This is a genomic window from Paraburkholderia sp. CNPSo 3274 (assembly GCF_024206475.1).
In the GTDB taxonomy this organism is placed as follows: Bacteria; Pseudomonadota; Gammaproteobacteria; order Burkholderiales; family Burkholderiaceae; genus Paraburkholderia.
Window position 1 is genome coordinate 1 of the sequence record NZ_JAMBPR010000002.1, and the last position, 18,114, is coordinate 18,114.

Annotated in this window: 17 protein-coding genes; 8 read left to right on the forward strand and 9 right to left on the reverse strand. The window is 61.1% G+C overall.

Annotated features, from left to right (window positions below; genetic code table 11):
- Positions 1-199: 199 nt before the first annotated feature.
- Positions 200-430, reverse strand: coding sequence for a hypothetical protein (locus tag M3I54_RS01110; protein WP_254332334.1), 231 nt, complete (start codon positions 428-430; stop codon positions 200-202).
- 323 nt (positions 431-753) lie between these two features.
- Between M3I54_RS01110 and M3I54_RS01115 the strand changes: the two genes are divergently transcribed.
- The 3 genes from M3I54_RS01115 to M3I54_RS44745 all read left to right on the forward strand — a co-directional run bounded on the left by M3I54_RS01115 (position 754) and on the right by M3I54_RS44745 (position 3,990).
- A complete protein-coding gene (locus M3I54_RS01115; protein WP_254332335.1) occupies positions 754-2,700 on the forward strand; it encodes a bifunctional diguanylate cyclase/phosphodiesterase in 1,947 nt (648 codons plus the stop codon).
- 87 nt (positions 2,701-2,787) lie between these two features.
- On the forward strand, positions 2,788-3,102 hold the full coding sequence (locus tag M3I54_RS01120) for a hypothetical protein (protein ID WP_254332336.1): 315 nt from the start codon (positions 2,788-2,790) through the stop codon (positions 3,100-3,102).
- 765 nt (positions 3,103-3,867) lie between these two features.
- The gene (locus M3I54_RS44745; protein ID WP_302058791.1) at positions 3,868-3,990 is read left to right on the forward strand and encodes a hypothetical protein; all 123 of its coding nucleotides are present in this window, start codon (positions 3,868-3,870) and stop codon (positions 3,988-3,990) included.
- Positions 3,991-3,998: 8 nt separating this feature from the next.
- Here the strand turns inward: M3I54_RS44745 and M3I54_RS45080 are convergent, their stop codons facing one another.
- Together M3I54_RS45080 and M3I54_RS01130 are read right to left on the reverse strand one after the other, a co-directional pair.
- Positions 3,999-4,373: a DUF2158 domain-containing protein gene (locus M3I54_RS45080; protein ID WP_309249583.1), complete on the reverse strand. Its 375-nt coding sequence runs from the start codon at positions 4,371-4,373 to the stop codon at positions 3,999-4,001.
- A 6-nt stretch (positions 4,374-4,379) separates the two neighbouring features.
- Positions 4,380-5,129 carry a hypothetical protein gene (locus M3I54_RS01130; RefSeq protein WP_254332338.1) on the reverse strand — a complete coding sequence of 250 codons (750 nt, stop codon included), beginning with the start codon at positions 5,127-5,129 and terminating at the stop codon, positions 4,380-4,382.
- On the opposite strand from M3I54_RS01130, the gene M3I54_RS01135 reads away from it, so the two are divergent.
- The 3 genes from M3I54_RS01135 to M3I54_RS01145 are packed head-to-tail and all read left to right on the forward strand — an operon-like array spanning position 5,106 to position 6,735.
- Positions 5,106-5,462 carry a hypothetical protein gene (locus tag M3I54_RS01135; RefSeq protein WP_254332341.1) on the forward strand — a complete coding sequence of 119 codons (357 nt, stop codon included), beginning with the start codon at positions 5,106-5,108 and terminating at the stop codon, positions 5,460-5,462. The two genes, M3I54_RS01130 and M3I54_RS01135, sit on opposite strands and share 24 nt — an antisense overlap.
- Positions 5,417-6,352, forward strand: a complete 936-nt coding sequence (locus M3I54_RS01140) for a metallophosphoesterase (protein ID WP_254332343.1) — start codon at positions 5,417-5,419, stop codon at positions 6,350-6,352. Before M3I54_RS01135 ends, M3I54_RS01140 begins: the two co-directional genes overlap by 46 nt.
- Before the next feature lie 35 nt (positions 6,353-6,387).
- Positions 6,388-6,735, forward strand: a complete 348-nt coding sequence (locus M3I54_RS01145; RefSeq protein WP_375542079.1) for a cupredoxin family copper-binding protein — start codon at positions 6,388-6,390, stop codon at positions 6,733-6,735.
- 110 nt (positions 6,736-6,845) lie between these two features.
- On the opposite strand, the gene M3I54_RS01150 is transcribed toward M3I54_RS01145, so the two are convergent.
- The 3 genes from M3I54_RS01150 to M3I54_RS01160 form a co-directional block, all read right to left on the reverse strand.
- Positions 6,846-10,166, reverse strand: a complete 3,321-nt coding sequence (locus M3I54_RS01150) for a hypothetical protein (RefSeq protein ID WP_254332345.1) — start codon at positions 10,164-10,166, stop codon at positions 6,846-6,848.
- Positions 10,167-10,353: 187 nt separating this feature from the next.
- Positions 10,354-10,545, reverse strand: coding sequence for a hypothetical protein (locus M3I54_RS01155; RefSeq protein WP_254332347.1), 192 nt, complete (start codon positions 10,543-10,545; stop codon positions 10,354-10,356).
- A 213-nt stretch (positions 10,546-10,758) separates the two neighbouring features.
- A complete protein-coding gene (locus M3I54_RS01160; RefSeq protein WP_254332349.1) occupies positions 10,759-11,064 on the reverse strand; it encodes a hypothetical protein in 306 nt (101 codons plus the stop codon).
- Between the two features lie 299 nt (positions 11,065-11,363).
- Between M3I54_RS01160 and M3I54_RS01165 the strand changes: the two genes are divergently transcribed.
- Positions 11,364-12,824, forward strand: coding sequence for an amino acid permease (locus M3I54_RS01165; protein ID WP_254332351.1), 1,461 nt, complete (start codon positions 11,364-11,366; stop codon positions 12,822-12,824).
- Positions 12,825-12,843: 19 nt separating this feature from the next.
- The gene (locus tag M3I54_RS01170) at positions 12,844-13,596 is read left to right on the forward strand and encodes a hypothetical protein (protein WP_254332353.1); all 753 of its coding nucleotides are present in this window, start codon (positions 12,844-12,846) and stop codon (positions 13,594-13,596) included.
- Positions 13,597-13,690: 94 nt separating this feature from the next.
- On the opposite strand, the gene M3I54_RS01175 is transcribed toward M3I54_RS01170, so the two are convergent.
- From M3I54_RS01175 to ligD, 3 genes are all read right to left on the reverse strand, one after another.
- Positions 13,691-14,497: a tetratricopeptide repeat protein gene (locus M3I54_RS01175; RefSeq protein ID WP_302058797.1), complete on the reverse strand. Its 807-nt coding sequence runs from the start codon at positions 14,495-14,497 to the stop codon at positions 13,691-13,693.
- 29 nt (positions 14,498-14,526) lie between these two features.
- Positions 14,527-15,453 (reverse strand): Ku protein, encoded by a 927-nt coding sequence (locus M3I54_RS01180; RefSeq protein ID WP_254332357.1) that lies wholly within the window; start codon positions 15,451-15,453, stop codon positions 14,527-14,529.
- A gap of 76 nt (positions 15,454-15,529) precedes the next feature.
- The gene (gene ligD, locus M3I54_RS01185; RefSeq protein WP_254332359.1) at positions 15,530-18,046 is read right to left on the reverse strand and encodes a DNA ligase D; all 2,517 of its coding nucleotides are present in this window, start codon (positions 18,044-18,046) and stop codon (positions 15,530-15,532) included.
- Between the last annotated feature and the right edge of the window lie 68 nt (positions 18,047-18,114).

Here is an 18,114-nt window from a genome sequence, read left to right on the forward strand (position 1 = left end):
GGGGGTGGGTTCGGCGCCATGTGCTGGCTGGGTCGTGAGCAACGCCACGCCGAGACATGACGACAACGCGAGCGTAAGTGTCGTTTTCACACGCAACCTCGTGAACTCGTCAACGGTTGTTCCGAGGCGCGCATACCGCGTTCCCGCATGTGGAGGCTACGAACGGCCGCCCGGCGCCGGCCAACGGGTATGGCGAGCCTTAAAAGCCGCCGGAGTCCTTGCCGAGCATATCGATATCGATCTCGAGGGCGCGGCAGACGTCGCGCACGAACGCATCCATGGCAGCCGTGCACTCGGGGCTCCCCGCCGGGAAGTCCTCCGGGTTCTTCTTGCCTTGCGCACGGCGGATGGCGCGAATGCTCGCCTCGAGCGCGCGCGCCTCTGCCCAGATGGGAGGTTTGTCGGGATAGTCAGAATGTTTGCGCGCCATGGCCGGTATTTCGGCAACGGCTACGCGAACTTTAGGCCGGCGCAATGAGCAGGCAGGACGCAAATGCAACCACTGGATAGACACGAATCCCCATCACCGAGATTTCGCCCCTCTAACTGAGGACGCCAAACGTTTGCGCGTTGAAGAAGCGAAAGACGCGAACGCAGGCAGGCACGTTGAAAGCCTGATGAAAAACTGGGGACCGCGATGACGACGATGAAAAGCACGCGCGTTTCCTCCAGAAATAATGCGAGCGGTCGTAAACGGAGGAATTACATTTCGTTCCCGGCAGTCGCAACGGGACGGCATCGACTCGCAAGACAATGTTCAACGTTCTGGCCCAGTATTGGGGAACGATTCGGCGCACTTTCATGGCCGGAAACAGCGCGGCACTGAAGCTGGCCCAGCTGCGCGTGATGATCTATCAGCTTCCCATGATGTATGGGCTGCTGGTCGTCAACACGTGGGGCATGGTGCTCCCCCACGAGAACGAGATTCCCGCCTGGCAGGGAATCATCTGTCCGCTCCTGCTCACGGGATTTTGCATCGTTCGCGTCCTCTCCTGGTTGCGGCTCTCCAGGATCCGTGTCAGTGCGGAAGATGCGGTGACGATCCTGCGCAATTCCGGCAGGCTCGCCTGGGTCTTCTCCATCTCGTTCACGGTATGGTCGCTGTCCCTGTTGTCTCATGGCGGCGCGGCATTCAAGCTTCATGTCGCCTTTTACATGGCCATCACGGTCATCGGCGTCATCTGCTGCCTGATGAACGTCGTCAAGGCAGCTTTCACCGTCACCGCCATTGTCAACGGCGCACTCGTCGTTACGTTCCTGAGTTCGGGAAATGGTGTATTCCAGGCGATCGCAATCGATACATCACTGGTTTCGCTGGCGATGCTGGTCGTTGCATTCACGCAATTCAAGAACTTCTCGGATCTCGTGGCAACGCAAGGCGAAAACAAACGCCTCGCGAATATCGACAGTCTCACGAATCTCCCCAACCGGCGAGCCTTTTTCGCTTCGCTCGACAAGCATTTCGATGCCGCCATGGCATCGGGCGGCCGGCTCGCAGTGGGCCTCGTCGATCTCGACGGTTTCAAGTCCGTCAACGACATTCACGGCCACTCCCTGGGCGACCACGTGCTCGCCGAAGTCGCGTCGCGCTTCGCCAGCGCGGCGCGCGGCACGATCACCCTTGCAAGGCTGGGCGGTGACGAATTCGGCGTCATTGTCACGGACGACTGCACGGACGCCGGCCTCTCGCAACTCGGCCGCACTATCTGCGATGTTTTTCATTGCCCCGTACTTGTCGGCGAGATTTCCGTTCGGCTCGGGGCGACGATCGGCTTCTCCACCTATCCGCACATTTCACGAAACAAGGCGGATTTGTTCGAAACAGCGGACTATGCGCTTTACGAAGGCAAGCGCCGCTCGCGCGGCTCGGTGACCATCTTTTCGGAGACGCACCGCAACGCAATCATTCGCGAGTCGCAGATTGCCCAGGCGCTACGCGCCCCCGATCTCGCGAGCGAGCTTTACCTCGCCTTCCAGCCGATCTACTCGCTCGACCGCCAGCGCACCGTCGGTTTCGAAGCCCTGGCGCGCTGGCGAAGCGCGTTGCTTGGCACAGTCCCGCCCGGTGAATTCATTCCTGCGGCGGAGCGCAACGGGGTCATCAACGGCTTGACCCTCGCGCTGTTTACCAAGGCCCTCGCCTGCGCGAAGCAATGGCCAGCGCATATCGGCTTGTCCTTCAACCTCTCCGCACATGATTTCGCCAGTGAGTCCGCGGTGAAAGAGTTGGCGCAGTGCATTCTCGGCAGCGGCATCGACCCGGCCCGGCTTGACTTCGAGATCACCGAAACCGCGATGGCCAAGGACTTCGACCAGGTCCAGAAAGCGGCCAAAGTGCTCCGCGCGCTGGGCTGCGGTTTGTCGGTCGACGATTTCGGCACTGGCTATTCGAGCCTCTCTTACCTGTGCAAACTTCCGCTCACGCGTCTGAAAATCGACAGGATGTTCGTGAGCGGTCTCAAGGCGCGCACGACGGCCTTCACCGTGGTTCGCACGCTGCTCAATCTCAGTCGGCAGATGTCGCTCGACTGCATAGTCGAAGGTGTGGAAACGGCGGCCGAACTCCAAACGGTCACGGCGCTCGGGGCAACGCTCATTCAGGGCTACTACTGTTCCCGCCCGATGGAGGCGTCGGCGGTGGCGGCTTTTCTGGAGCGGGAAAGCGAGGGTGAAGCGGTGTCACACAGAGCGAAGGAATGACGAGTAGTCCGCATACCAGAATGGCCGCTGAACTGGTTGTGCCGCTGCGCCCGGCTTACGATGTGCCGAACAGTCACGGAGCCCATCATGAAGCGCTTTCATATCGCACTGGCCGTTTCGAACCTCGACGCCTCGATCGCGGACTATAGCCAGCGGCTCGGACAGCCACCGTCAGCCGTCGTGCCGGGCCAGTACGCGATGTGGCGCACCGACCTCCTTAACTTTTCGATCAACGAAAAGCCGGCGCAAGCGGGAATGTTGCGCCATGTCGGATTCGAAGACGACGCGGTAACAGGCTATTCGAGCAGTGTCGATGTGAACGGTCTCGAATGGGAGTTGTTTTCGGCTGCCGAGCAGGACGCGCGCATCGTCAGCGCTTATGGGGTTCCAGTAAAGTCATGACGCGTGCGCATCTCTCAGCCCGTTAAAGCGCCCAGACAACGGCCACACGAACGCGCCTGGCCCAGTCGCAAGCGCCCGGCACTCACGGTCGCCTCATTGCCGCAATCGCACCGGCAAACCCACATGCCATCGCCGGCATAGCGATCCGTCGTGAGCTGGCCGAAGACCTCGCCGCCCTTCAGCGCAGGCGAGCCCGGCCGGGACCGCCACACGCGACGCTGCTCACGGCAGCCGCAATCCCGCGTCTGGCCGCCCTCCACCGCATCCAGCGCGGCCGTGACGTGGGCGCCGCACCGGCACCGCCAGAGCCACACGCCAGCGCCGCGATATTGAAGCGCGACGAGATCGCCGAAGGCGCGGCCAGAAACGTCGCGATGCGGCGGAAAGGGCCATTCAGGCGGCAAGGGGGGACGAATACGCGGGTTCACGACTGGTAAATGGGATTCAGCGTTCTACTCTCAAGGGTATCCGGCCGTCTTCGATATGCGGGTGCGTGGCCCGGCAAAGAGGGGCGGATCATTCCGCGCGGTCGGTGGGTCACCGCCTCGTTACGGGTTATGCGAGTATTTTGGCATCTCACGCCACGAATGATAAATCGTGAACGTAATGGCCGCTGGCGGTGGACGCCGTTGTGCCCGGTCAGGCCCCGGCTATGGGCCTCCTCGGGGTAACGCAGGCAGACAGATAGGCGGTCTGATCTGATCAGCCCGGAGCAACATGATACTTACCTTACCAATCTTTCCAATCGCTTTCTTCGCGATCATCGTGGCCATGCACCGCGGCGTGACCCGCAAGGCAGACGCGAAGCTCCGCGAGCAATTCGATGCGCAAGGCGCGGGCGATGAGGTGTCGCGCCAATTGATGCGCAATGCGGATTACAGCGTCTGAGTTTCCGGCTACGCTGAAGCGAACTGAACCGCATCGGTACTGAACACGGCCCGCACCAGCTTCGTCGACTCGGGCGACTCGAACCATGCGCAGGACAGCTGCGGACCGAACGCCGTAGGCACGACCTGGTTCACTGTCATTAACGGCCCGCCTGAACACAGGCGCACCGTCCTGCCTTTAAATCGCGCAGCGACCGAACTCAACGTCTCGGAATGCAAATCCCTGTGGATTGCACAAACTGCGGTCATGTCTCCTCCCGGATGCTCGCGACTCGCTGGCGAAACGTCCCCCGCTTTCGACAACGTCTGGAACTCGTATATTCGCCCTTGTCCGCGTGCGCTGAATATAAAGATTTCGACTTCATATCGGAACAAACTCGCCATCGAAAGTCATTCCTGGACATCCTGCTCGCGCGACGGACTGCGGGCCGGCAAACGGGCGCTCACCGAATATCTCCGCTGCCTCCGGCGCTCCAGCGCGTTGCGCAACTGGCCGAGGATCAGCGTGCTGGCAATCAGGGCGAGGTAGAGCGTGACGAGACTGTGACGAGCGCCGTTGAGGGCGGATTGATGGACGACGAGCGCGGCATCGACAGGCGGAAGCAGGTGACTCGCCCCCTCGACGGCTCGCGTCATGCGGATGAAGCCCGCTGCGGAAAGCAGCGGCAACTGGACGACAAGGATCAGCAGCGCCAGCCGCATCCGACGCGCCCACGCATAGTGGCGCAACCGGAACCACAGCCCGAGGCATCCGTGTATCCAGCCAGGCGCTAGCAGCGCGAGTTGCAGTCCCTGCGTGCCGCTCGTGAGCAGCACGACAATGACCCGCTCGTAGTTGGGTTCGAAGCCATAGAGCGAGGACGCAAGCCGGGTCGTCACGGCATGGCGGATCAGCAGGAGCGGCAGGCTGAGCCCTGCCCACAGGCGGATCCATTCCGCGGGCGGGAGCGCCCAGTGGCGCCGCCCGTATATCGTGCGCAACGCCAACACGAAATGCACCGATGCGGCGCCATACAGCGCGATCGTTCCAGGCGTGCTGCGCCAAAGCCGCAGCGCGAGCACGAGACCGCGTCCGGCGAGCTCGAGCGACCAGATCCCGAGCGCGTGATTGACCAGATGCAGAAAGAGATACGTCAGCATCACGAGGCCCGACGTGAGTTGAAGCCGGCGCAAAAAGAATTGAACGTTGTTTCTCGCTTCGCTGGCGCGGCGACGGGTTATGCCGACGATGTTCATTTTTTGTTTCCGCCATTTCGTGTGCCACGCCTGCAATACCGCGAACCCACGCCGGTTATTCCCGCGCCCGGCTACCGGGAAAAAATCGGGAATAAAACGGCGGCTCTCGCGGTATTGCACCTGAAGCCCGCCCTGGAGGCGCTCCATATTGCACCGGCGGTCGACTTCCTGAACCCAGTCGAGAGGACATCATGTCGTCAGATCTTCCTTCCCAACCGTCACGCCGCAGCGCCCTGAAATGCCTCGCCTTCGGTGGCGCGGGCACCGTGTTCGTTCTGGCCGGAGGCGTCCTCACGCCCGTGGAGCTGGCGCTGGCAGCGAGCACCAAAGAAAACGCCGGCATTCCGCTCTTTCTGCAGATCAGCGACTCGCATATCGGCTTCAACAAGGAAGCCAATCCCGATGTCGCGGGCACGCTCAAACAGACCATTGACTATGTCAACGCGATGCCAGTCAAACCCGCCCTGGCGATCCACACGGGCGATATCACCCATCTCTCCAAACCTGAAGAATTCGATCTGGCGGCGCAATTGCTGTCAGGTCTCGACATTACGGAGTTGCACACCACGCCCGGCGAACACGATGTGACAGATGGACCACAAGGCGAATACTTCAAGCGTTTCGGCAAGGCATCGGACAATCGGGGCTATTACAGCTTCGACCACAATGGCGTGCATTTCATCGCGCTCGTCAACGTCATGCATTTCAAGCCAAACGGGCTGGGAAACCTGGGCGAGGACCAACTCGCCTGGCTGGAAAACGATCTGAAGGGCCGCACGTCGAGCACGCCGATCGTCGTGTTTACGCACATGCCGATGTGGACGATTTACGAACCATGGGGCTGGGGTACCGGCGATGCGGGCCAGGCAATGGATTATCTAAGGCGCTTCGGCTCGGTGACCGTGCTCAATGGCCATATTCATCAAATCGTTTCCAAGGTGGAGGGCAATATCACGTTCCACACGGCACGCTCGACCGCCTATCCGCAACCGACGGCCGGCGATGGCCCCGGACCTGGACCGCTCAAGGTGGCAAGCGATCAGCTACCGAAGATGCTTGGCGTAACCAGTATCCGAATCACGCGCCATCCCCTCGCGGCGACGCTTTCCGACACGTCCCTCGCCTGACCTTGCGTCTCGCTCATTCAACAAGGATCCGAGCCATGCTCTTCATGCACTATCGTCGCGCGTTCAGCCTCTTCTACGGGATCGGGATGCTCATGGCAGGGGCGTCCATTGGTTTGCCTGCCGCGCAGGCACAGGAGCCCAATCAGATCATCATCAAGAATTTCATGTTTTCGCCGATGTCTCTCACGGTGAAGGCGGGCACCACGGTGACCTGGAAAAATATGGACGGCGAACCGCATACCGTCGTCAACGATGCGGGTATATTCCATTCCGCCGCGCTCGACCAGGACGACACGTACCAGTTCAAGTTCGACAAGCCGGGGGTTTACAAGGTGTTCTGCGGCATCCACCCGTATATGAAGGCCACCATCACGGTGCAGTAGAAATCGGCGCTCATGCCGCGCCCGCGCTCACCACGTGGCTCGCCACCTCGCGCCGCTCCCCGCGCGCACGTGTCAAGACGTTATTGAGGGATGAGCGCCGGCATCGACGGCTACTTGTGCTCTTTGCCCCGCGGGAAAATGTTCACGATGACGACTTCGCGCGCCGATTCGTCGTGGCATTCATGTCCGCCGCCGTGGAGCACGGGAATATTGCCATCGGGCGTGGGCGGCACGGTATAGGGATTGCCGCCGAGCGCCCAGACCTTTTCAATCAGGAGTGCGAGATAGTAAATCATGGTGGGATACCAGGGACTGTTCGGATCGAGATGCTCGACACGCCAGCTCATGATCGACAATAGCTGCAGCTGGTAGAGCAGCATATCCTCCTGCGTCGAAACGGGAATGCCGATCTGAAACGCGCCAATGGGCTCCCGCCACTGCCCCGCCTCCTCGCGCGCCGCCGCCACCTGCTTCGGGTCCGGCTGCGTAAGGACAATGGCGTGGTCGCCCGCCGAATCGAACACGGAAAGGTCGGTCACCAGCGTTCGGCCATCTTCGAGGCTGAAAACGCCACGCGGCACGCTCTCAGCCGCGTGGCCTTTCTTCGTGCCTTTTGATGCCTTGGAGTCCTTACCCGCGAGCAGTCGCTGCGCCTCTTCCAGTGTGATCTTTTCGCCCCGCGGCGCGGGCACCTCCGTCTCGCGCTCACGGTTGGTGATCTGCTGAACCGACAGGTCGAACCGCTGCCCCTTGCGTATCCCGAGCGGCAGTTGGACCGAAAGGACGCCGGTCTGGCGACTCAGGCTCTTCGGGATCGGCACATAGCGATCGCCGCCGGCGGGTATCCGGATGGTATGCGCATCGATCGCACGGATTTCGTGTCGCGCGTAGAAGCGATCCGCCAGATCGATCACATCCTGAGCATTCCAGCTCGGTATATGGAGGTTGAGCAAGGTGCCGTCCGGGATCGTCCGCGACCACGCGAGGAGCAACTCATCGGGCGGGAAAGCGGACGATATCGCGTTCGGCGTCGCCTCGATTTCGAACGTATGCATGGCGACACGAGAGGCGGAAAGCCCCGGATTCGCGACGGTGCTGATCGCCAGATTGCGTTGCGAAATCTTGTCCGACTTCGAGGGCGTGGCGCCATTCACAATCGGTGCGCCGGCGTAGATGACCTCGGTGACGACACATTGATGCTCGCCCATCACGAGCGACGGCAAGGGCTCCAGCGGACCCGTCGATCCCGGTGTCGCGCTGAGGTAGGGATCGGTCAGATTGTTATCGATCAGCGCTCCGTAATATTGGTAGCCGACACTGGCCTGAATCCCCTTTGAATTGTCGGGGTCGGTCTGGCTGGCAGGTGGTTCTACGCGTAGTGCCGAAAAGTACGGGAACGACAGCCATTGCGTGCCGCCGTCCTGCGTGCCCGGAAGATCAATGGGCGTTGCCCCCGAGGTCTGGAGGTATCCCCCGGTCGGGTTGCCGCTGGCGTCGAGCTGATAGGTCAGCGCAGCCGTGGTTTGAGAAACGAACGTCCTGAAGAATATTTGAACCGGATTGGCATCGGCGCCCGCGCTGCTCAGCCGCACGCGCGCGAGCGCGAAGTTGTAGACAGGTTTCGGCGGACTGCTCGTGGTCACCGCCGCTACGCTGAGTACGGAGCCTGCCTCGGTAGAAGGCAGCGCCGAGAACTGGGAGGTGTTGATGTTGGCCACGACGCTTCGCAGGAACGTCAGCGCATCTGAACGGCTGGCGTTGACGGGCAAGGACGCATTCAGGAAGCTTTCTCCGGCAACGACGTGAAACACTTTGATATCCGAACTAAGCCAGTACGTGGCGTTGCCGTCCGCGAGATCGAGCATGAAAGGATTCGCGCCTTTGACAAGCTCGAGCCACCCTGAGTCGGTAAGCGGCGCGCTCGCCGCACTCGTCGTCAACGAGGCGCCGACCGGCACGGTCTCGACCGTGCCGGCAAAGCCAAACGCGTTGCCAGTGAAGTTCACCGCGTATGTAAACGTGAAGCGCTGCAGACGGTCGGCCAGGGTGGGATCGTCGCTTGCAACGGCGGTCGCGACGATGCCGATCGGTGCGCCGCCCGTGACGGTCACCGCCGGCGCCCACTGCGCGAGCTGCGAAGCCGTAGGCGTTAGAGTCGTGATGCCGCCGACGGGAAACTGATTGGGTTTCAGGCCATCGACTGTCACAAAAATGGCCGCCGGGAAGCTCGGCGTCGCGCCAACCTCGTCCTGGCTGAAGGTGCTGCGCTCGAGGATGAGACCAATAGCCGGTGTCGGGCGCGCAAGCCAATTGGTAATGTTGACGTAAACGGCCTGGATATCGGAGAACGCCGCAGCATTGGTTTGCAGGCCCTCGCCCTTTGCGGCTTCGCCACCGACCATTTGATCGAGCTGCGGCGTATTGATGCTGCTAGCCCCGGTTAGATTGATGTCGAGATAATGATGAAAGGTCGAGCCGGTAACGATCCGTCCGACTCCGACCTCTCGCCCGTCGTATGCGCTGAGCGTGTTGACCGTCGCATTGACGGCTAATGTCTTATCGAGCGGAACGGGAACGCCGCTGCCGACGTCGTAACTGGCTTGCGCAGTCGAGTTGCCGGTCGCAATGACCGTCGGCATCTCAGGCGGGGCGGAGCCGATCTGGCGAAACTCCCGCGCAGAGGTATCGCCGTAAGGAGACAACTGCGTATAGTCGAAACCGGTCACTGCGCCCAGAGCGTTACCCTCGTGCATATGATCCGGATAGGACGTGACAACCTGTCCGTTGTTCATCAGGATCGGATGAGCCGGTGACGACGTCGCTGTTATGATTTGTGGCTTCGCGTCCGATTGATTCTCAAAGTAGGCGTAGGGATCGACAGTCGCATTGCCCATGGAGTCCGTCTGGGGATAGCTTGCGTTCGGATTCCTGACGGTCGTATCTGCGCGTCCGCCGATGGCCGGGTAATTAAAGGGCGCGTTTGCCGGTACCGCGGGGTTGCTCGGGTCGTTCTTGCCGTACCAGGAACGCATGATCCGAACGCGTGGAATCTGGCCACACATATCCGAACCCAGGCTGTAGTGATCGCCGACCGCAAAGACGCCACCGCCCTGCTCCATGAACGCGGCAATTGCGTTCAGTTCTGCCACGGAGATAGGGCCTTTCGAGCCTTCTGGCACGAGTGGATCGTCGTTATACCCCCCGTCTCCGATCATCCAGATGACGTCGAAGTCGAGAAGGTCGATGCCGGGATCGCTGAAAACGAAATTTTGATGGTCGGCATTGGGGTCGGCTTCGCGGTTCGCCTTTGTGACCAGGAAGCCAGCGCCCTGAAGCGTGCTCACCAGCGTTGCGAACGTGAAATCAGGCGCGACCGTATTGCTTTGATACTGAAATTCGCCGTCGATAACGATCAAGACATTGATGGCCATCTCACACCCCCTTCCAGCCCCGTGCTGCTTCGACGGACAAAGAAGTCGCGACGTCCTGCTGCGTCGACAGCACGACGTTCCATTACGTTTGAGATTGGAAAAATGACCTTTGCGAATTCGTCTGGGTTTTCGCTTTGTTATAGACACGGCACCGACGCAAGTCAATACGCGTCAATGATCCACGCAGTCAGTCGCCGGGAGCCGCCGTGGACATCGACAATGCGGCGATGATACGCAGCGTCGTCGCGCGTGTTGCACGCTTGCTTGCGCCACGCGCTTGTTTGACGAGTGCATTCGCCGCCGCAACCGCCGCCTGATAGCGTAAGCGCATTCCACTCGCACCTAAAATCAGTAGCATTCCTATAGTTTTATTCTTCATCGCAGAATCTCCTAACCTTGGCGAACATGGCAGAAGCGGAGTCTCGCGCTGTGTCCTTTGAAGAACGGCGGCCCCGAGAGATGCAAGGCTTGCACGCGGATTGGCCAGCATTGCGTACGCACGCTGGACCAACACGCGGAAGTAGGTAGGCGTGGCTGAAGTCGAATGTTTACAGTTGACGTACGCTGGACGTGCTAGCGCGGGCATCACAGGTCAGCGTTTCGCGATATCGTCGCCGGGCGAGTCCTTGTGAATGACCTCGACGTCGACGGTCCGGCCGTCGTCGCCGAACTCGCGCGCCTGCCGCCGCAGCGCGCGGATCCTCCACCAGAGATAACCGACAACAATCGCGCCCACCGCGAACAGCACGGCAAGCAGTACCACCGACAGCATCGCTGCCACCACCAGCACGATTGTGCTCACGACGACGGCCGACAACCGGCCGAACCATCCATACTCGCCGATCCGGATCCCTTTCTCGTATGTCGCGCGCCGCGGCGACGGTTTGTCGTTGCCCATCCCTCTTCTCCCTGCCGCCGTCCGGCTGAACTGCTCGCGCGAGCATGGACTTTGCCTGTGGACGGCGGACCATCAATGACGCCGACGAATCCCGCTACATGCGTGGCGCATTTGCATGATCACACATCCTGGCGATGAACGTGAAGCGTTCCGAAACATCTCTGCCCACGCAAGCCTGTCGTCGTCGTTCGGTTAGCTGAAAACTTACCCTTCGCCAAATCGCGCCTGTGTCTATTCTAAAGAAGTAAGGCAAGCCGAATCGAGTCGTTTCCAGTCACAGTCGAATGGGACAACCTATCATGGCTGACACGAGCTACACGGCGCGCAAGTCCGTCGCCGACATAGTAGGAAGCGCCGATGCCGAAGGCGGTCGCGCTCTGTCGAAGACCCTGGGGGCGCCCAGCATCACGGCGATGGGAATCGGCGCCATTATCGGCGCGGGTATTTTCGTCCTCACTGGCACGGCGGCGGCACAATTTGCCGGACCGGGCATCATCCTGTCCTTCGTGCTGGGCGGAATTGCGTGTGCGTTTGTCGGCCTTTGCTACTCGGAACTGGCCGCCATGCTCCCCGTTTGCGGCAGCACTTACACGTACACCTATGCGACGCTTGGCGAAGTGTTTGCATGGATCATCGGCTGGGACCTGATTCTCGAGTACGCCATGGGTGCCGCGACGGTTGCAGTCGGTTGGTCAGGGTATATCATGAGCCTGTTGCGTAACGTCGGAATCAACATCCCGCCTACGCTCGCTGCCGCACCTGGCACAACGGTTCAGCTGGCTGACGGCACAACCGCCACCGGCACCATCAATCTCCCCGCCGTGCTGATCATCGCGATCCTCACGATGATGCTGGTGCTCGGTACGCGGGAGTCGGCACGCATCAACAACGTGATGGTCGCAATCAAGCTGACGGTCGTGGTGGCCTTCATCGCCATCGGCGCGTTCTTCGTGCATCCCGCCAACTGGCATCCATTCGTCCCTCCCAACACCGGTGCGTTCGGCAGCTTCGGGGCGAGCGGCATTCTGCGTGGCTCCGCTGTCGTGTTCTTTGCCTTCATCGGCTTTGATGCGGTATCGACCGCCGCTCAGGAAGCGAAACGGCCACAACGCGACATGCCCATCGGGATACTCGGCTCGCTGGTCATCTGCACCTTGCTCTATATTCTGGTGGCCGCCGTTCTCACCGGACTCGTTCCATACGCAGAACTGAACGTACCCGACCCGATCGCCAAGGGCGTCGACGCCATCGGTTTCACCTGGTTCTCCGTGCTGATCAAGATCGGCGCGCTAACCGGGCTGACCACCGTGATACTCGTGCTGCTTTATGGGCAGAGCCGTATCTTCTTCACGATGTCGGAGGATAGGCTGCTTCCCCATCTGTTCTCCACCGTCCATCCGCGCCTGCACACCCCGCATCGAAGCCAGATCATGATCGGCACGGTCGTCGCCATCGTGGCGGCCCTCACGCCGATCGGCGTACTAGGCGAGATGGTCAGCATCGGAACACTGTTCGCGTTCGTGCTCGTGTGTGGCGCAGTCATGTACCTGCGGCGCAGCGACTCCGACGCGAGCCGCCCATTCCGCGCGCCCGGCGTGCCGGTGGTCCCCATTCTCGGAATCGCGTTTTGCGTGTTGCTGATGGCGGGACTGCCGCTCATTACCTGGGTACGGCTGATCGTCTGGCTGCTGATCGGCATGCTGATCTACATGTCTTATGGCAGGCATCATTCGCGACTGCGTCATCCGGAGCGTGAATGACGGAAACGGCGGGCCAACCATGAACCCTCACCACGCGTGTTTCGTTCGCCCGGCGCGGGCTGCAATTTGCGTGGCGACCGTCGCGACGCTTGCGGCTTGCGGCGGAAACTCATGCATCGGCCTCGGCGGTTGCGGCGGCACAACCGTGACACCAAACGTCACCATCTCCGGCACGGCCGCCACCGGCACGGCGATCGCCAGCGCGACGGTCGGCCTCAGTTGCGCTCAGGGATCGGGGTCCACCCTGTCCGACGGCGGTGGGCACTACACGATCACGGTCAATGTCACGCTTCCCTGCATCCTCACCGTAAGCTCCGGTGGCGTGAGCCTGCATTCTCTGGCCTTTGCCGAGGGCACCTTCAATACGACTCCAGAGACCGAGCTGATGCTTGTCTACCTCGCGTCACAACTCGCCACGAGCGAGAATGGTTTGATAGCGGGCTTCCCGACCAACTCGCAGTACCAGCAGGTACTGGGAAACCCGGCTGACGTGCAGGCTGCACAATCCGCAGTCGTCTCGAATCTACAGCAGCACTATGCGGTCACGCTGACGGTACCGGCATTTCTAACGACATCCTTTACGGTTGGCCAGGCAGGTGTCGATAGCGATCTAGGCACGCTGGCGGCAGCAGGAGCGATTGACGCCAATGGCATGCCCGATCCGGCCGCCGTTTCGCTACTGTCCGCGGCGGGCACCGCCCATCCGCTCACCGGGACGTCCACCCCTTCCTCCGGCACTGGCGGTACTGGCAGCGGCAGCGGAACCATGTGACGTGGACTTTCAAATGTCGGACCGGTGTCGTACCTCTGCGCCCAAAGGAAGTTTAGAACCGCGTGCGAATGCCCACCGTTGCGACAACCTGATTTTAGGTAGTCAGCCTGCGATACGCGCTCAAATGCCGAACCAGGCCCTGCGGGTCGCCACGTCTTTCGAGCAGCATTGCCAGATTGTGGTGGGCATCCGCGTACGACGGGTCGAGTTCGAGGCAGCGTCTATAACTTCGCTCAGCGTCTTCGAAGCGGCCTAGCTCTTCGAACGCAATCGCGCGATTGAAGTGCAACACGGCATCGTCGGGGAAGTGAGTCAAAGCCTCGTCGAACAGTTGAAGCGCGTCTTCGCAACGCGCTTCGAGTTCACACAGCAGAGCGCCGAGGTCCACGTAGGCAGCATAAAATGGCTGCGGCGATAGCTCTATGGCCTTCTTGTATGCCCGTTCAGCACCGTTCACATCGGATGCTCTCAGCTGCTCGCCGAGGTCGTACCACTCCTCCGCCTGGTGCGCCAGATTCTTCTGCGCGGGAGCCGAATCGAGAAAGACGACATCCCCCTTGATTTCCGCGACTTCGAAATCCAGGAGGAACTGGCCTGTAGCGGCATCCCATTGCGAAGGGCCGGTTCGCACCGCCACATCGTTGCCGACCGCCGATACGCGAATCCCCGTAAGCGGCAACTCGCCGGGCAACTCGTCTCTCAGCCGTGAGAGGGCCATGATGATTTTGCGCGGTGGAATGCGTGCGTCGCGCAACTGCAACGCCGTACGCAGCAGCACGACATCCTGAAACGTGAACCGGTATGCGTTTCTGGGTCCCCGTGACGGCTTCACGAATCCTGCAGCAATGAGGCCTGATACCACCCTCCGGGAAACGCCCAGTATGGCCTGCAATTCGCGCATCGAAATCTCGCGCGCGGCGACTTGTGGCGTCACTTGCGTGCCCGGACCTTTGCAGGAGCTTCAGCGGGTGCCTTGGCGGCACGCGCCGGCGGCTTGCGCGTTTTGGGCGCTACAGGAAGCTCGGTAACGGGCTCCGCGCTCTTGCTACGTTTCGGCGCAGGAGCAGCTTTCGCTTTTGCGCTTCCCTTCAAACTCGCGCGCAACGCATCCATCAGGTCGATAACCTGTCCGCCGCCGGCCAGTTCTTCGTCAGGCTCGTGAACGACGACCTGCTTGCCTGCAATCTTTTCGTCGATGGCTGCAAGGATGCGCTTCTTCTCTTCGTCTTCGTACGCCGTTGGATCGTAATTGTCTTCAGCACCCTGCTCGATAATCTGCAGCGCGAGTTTCATCTCGGTATCGGATACGTCGACACGTTCGACATGGAGGTCAGCCAGCGAGCGAACCTCGTCGGCGTAGAGCAATTGCTGAAAGACGAGCCCATCTTCTTCGGGGCGCACCTGCACGATTCGCGTCCGTCCTTTTGACGCCCATTTCGCCAGGGCGCAGCGGCCGCTCTGTGCGAGCGCCTGCTGCAACAAGCTGTACGGCTTCCCGCCTCGCTTGTCGGGCGCAATGTAATAGGCCTTGTCGTAGAAAACCGGGTTAATCGCCTCTTCCGGGATAAAGGCCATGATTTCGACGACATGGCTGGCAGCGTCTTCCAGCGCTTTTAGCTCGTCGCCGGTGAAGACCACGAAGCGGTCCTTTTCGAATTCGTAGCCCTTGTTCATGCTCGAGCGCTCGACAACATCGCCCGTCTTCTCAGAGACGTATTGCTGCTTCACGCGCGAGCCGTCGGGCGCAAGCATGTGAAATCGAACGTCAGACGAACTCTCGGTCGCGGTATACAGCTTCACCGGTATCGAAACGAGCCCGAAGGACAGCGTCAGGGAAGCGATTGAGCGGGCTGGCATGGACTTCTCCTCGCGGATTTGCACGTTCAGCACGTCGCTTACGCAAAGCTCGTGCCGCCGCCGACCAGCGGTGGTTTCATTTTAGGAGCTTTATCGCCGATGCCAACGACTGCGCCGCCGACCAGTAATCTGCCCACGGGTCCTGCTGGTGGAAGCTGAGGTACTCGCGGGCCGTTTGTACTGTCCACTGCGCCCCGCTCTTGAGGTCATTCAACTGTTCCCAGGAGACCGGCATCGAGACACCCATCCCGGGTCGCGCCCGCGCGGAAAATGCTGCAGCGGTGGTCTGCGCCTTTCCGTTGCGCAGGTAGTCGACATAGACCTTTCCGACCCGGTTTGAAGCCCCGGAAGTTGCCGAAAAGCGCTCGGGAAGCGTCTTCGCCAGATGCCGCACGAATGCCTGAGAGAACGACTTGACCGGATCGTAGCCCAGCCGCGGAGCAAGCGGCACGACGACGTGCAAGCCCTTTCCGCCGCTCGTCTTCAGCCAGGCTTCCAGACCCAGTTCCGACAACAGCGTTTGAACAAGGAGCGCCGCTTCCTGAACGCGTCCCCATTTCACGCCCTCGCCTGGGTCCAGGTCGAATATGACCCTGTCAGGCTTGTCGAGTCGTCGAACGGTCGAATTCCAGGTGTGAAACTCGACGGTGTTCATTTGTGCCGCCGACAGCAGCGCGTCGACGGAGTCAACTGTGAGCAGAGGCGGATGATTTGGCCACAGACTTCGGTCATGCGCCGTCAGCCCCGGCATGCCCGTTCTCTCAGCGTGCTTCTGAAAGAACTGCTCTCCGGCGATGCCGGCTGGCGCGCGGACCATCGCGACTGGCCGGGCCTTCAGGTGAGGCAGTATCCGCTCCGCGATGCTCGCGTAATAGCGAACCAGGTCCGCCTTCGTAATACCGGTCGATGTGTCGACGACGCGCTCCGGATGCGTGATTTTCAGCTTTGGCTGAGGGTCTGGCGCCTGTGTTTTCCCACCCTCCCGGACAACGCCGGTTGGCGGTTTGTCGACTCGCAGGCCTATGAACGAGGCCTGCCGGATGACGCCATCGCCAGTCCAGTCCGCGAAAGCGACCTCTGCGACTAGCTCAGGGCGAACCCACCGCTCGCTGCCGGCCGAACGCCGCGACCACCGGCGCGGCCTCGCGACGTCGACATCAAATGGCGCCGCATCCACTTCAAGAGGCGCCAGCCGCGCCCACAGGTCCCGCGCGGTCCTGGCGTCCCAGCCGGTACCGACGCTTCCGGCGTCATGGAGCTTCCCGTCCACGTAGTAGCCAAGCAGCAGGCTGCCGACTTCCCCGTCTTTGCCGCCTCGGCCTGTGAAGCCGCAGATGACCAGTTCCTGCCGGAGTCGGGACTTCGCCTTGAGCCACGTCTGGGTCCGCCCCGATTCATAGGGCGCATCGCGGCGCTTGAGCATGAGGCCTTCAAGGCCGAGGCCCGAGGCGGCCTCGAACAGCTGGGCAGGCGACGCCTCGAAGTCCTGACTAAATCGAATGTGCTCGCCGGCATTTTCAACAAGCTGCGCGAGAAGCGCGCGCCTCGCCCACAGGGGCACCTTCCTGAGGTCTTTTCCGTTGAGGTACATCAGGTCAAACAGGAAATAGACGATGTCCAGATTCGCCTTGCCGTCTATTGCATCTTGCAGCGCAGCGAAATTGGGAAGGCCATTTTTGAGGACAGTGATTTCACCATCCAGCCACGCACTGATGAGCGGAAGCTCTTCGACCTCCGAGGTAAGCGCGGGGAACCTGGCTGTCCAGTCACGGCCGCTTCGTGTGATAAGTCGCACTTTTCCTTTTGCGACACGCGACAGCATGCGATAGCCGTCGAGCTTGGCCTCGCTTATCCAGTCGCCGCTTGCAGGAAGTGAAGCCGCAAGGGTCGCGAGTTGCGGCTCGAGTCTGGCGGGCAACGGAGCGGACACCGCCACAGAAAGGTCTATTTCAGACAACGCACTCCGCGCCGGCCTCGCCCCCCTCGGCTCACGCTCTTCAATGAGCCCGAGCGGCTTTGCCGTGACGCTATCGGGAAGCGCCTTGATGACATCGTATTGCGCGAGCGACTGCGCCCACGCATCGCGCTTTTTGAACAACATCCACTGGTCTTGCTTGTCGCCGGGCTTCGATATGCGCACCAGTTCCCAGAGTCCGGCAAGCTTTTCACCGTGGAGCCGGAATACCAGCTTCCCGGCCTTCATTCCCTCTTGCGGATCGCCGACAGGTTCCCACGTGCCGCGGTCCCACACGATCACTGTGCCGGCGCCGTATTGTCTGGGTGGAATCGTGCCCTCGAAGCCTCCGTATTCGACAGGATGGTCTTCCACGTGGATGGCGATCCGTTTCTCCTTCGGGTCGTAGCACGGGCCTTTTGGTACGGCCCAGGACAGAAGCACGCCGTCGAACTCGAGCCGGAAGTCGTAGTGCAGTCGGCTTGCCCAGTGCTTCTGCACGACAAAGCTCAAATGTCCGTGGTCAGCGAACTGGCTGGCAGCCGACGGCGCCGGCTCAGGCGTGACGCGGAAATCCCGCCTTTTACGATAGGGGGAAAGGGGCGGAGATGGCGGATCGCGGTCACGGGTTGAGGCCATGACGATAGTCTAGGAAGAACTATCGCCTGGTGCGTCGCAGCCGCCCGGCCGGTCGCCATTCACCAGAC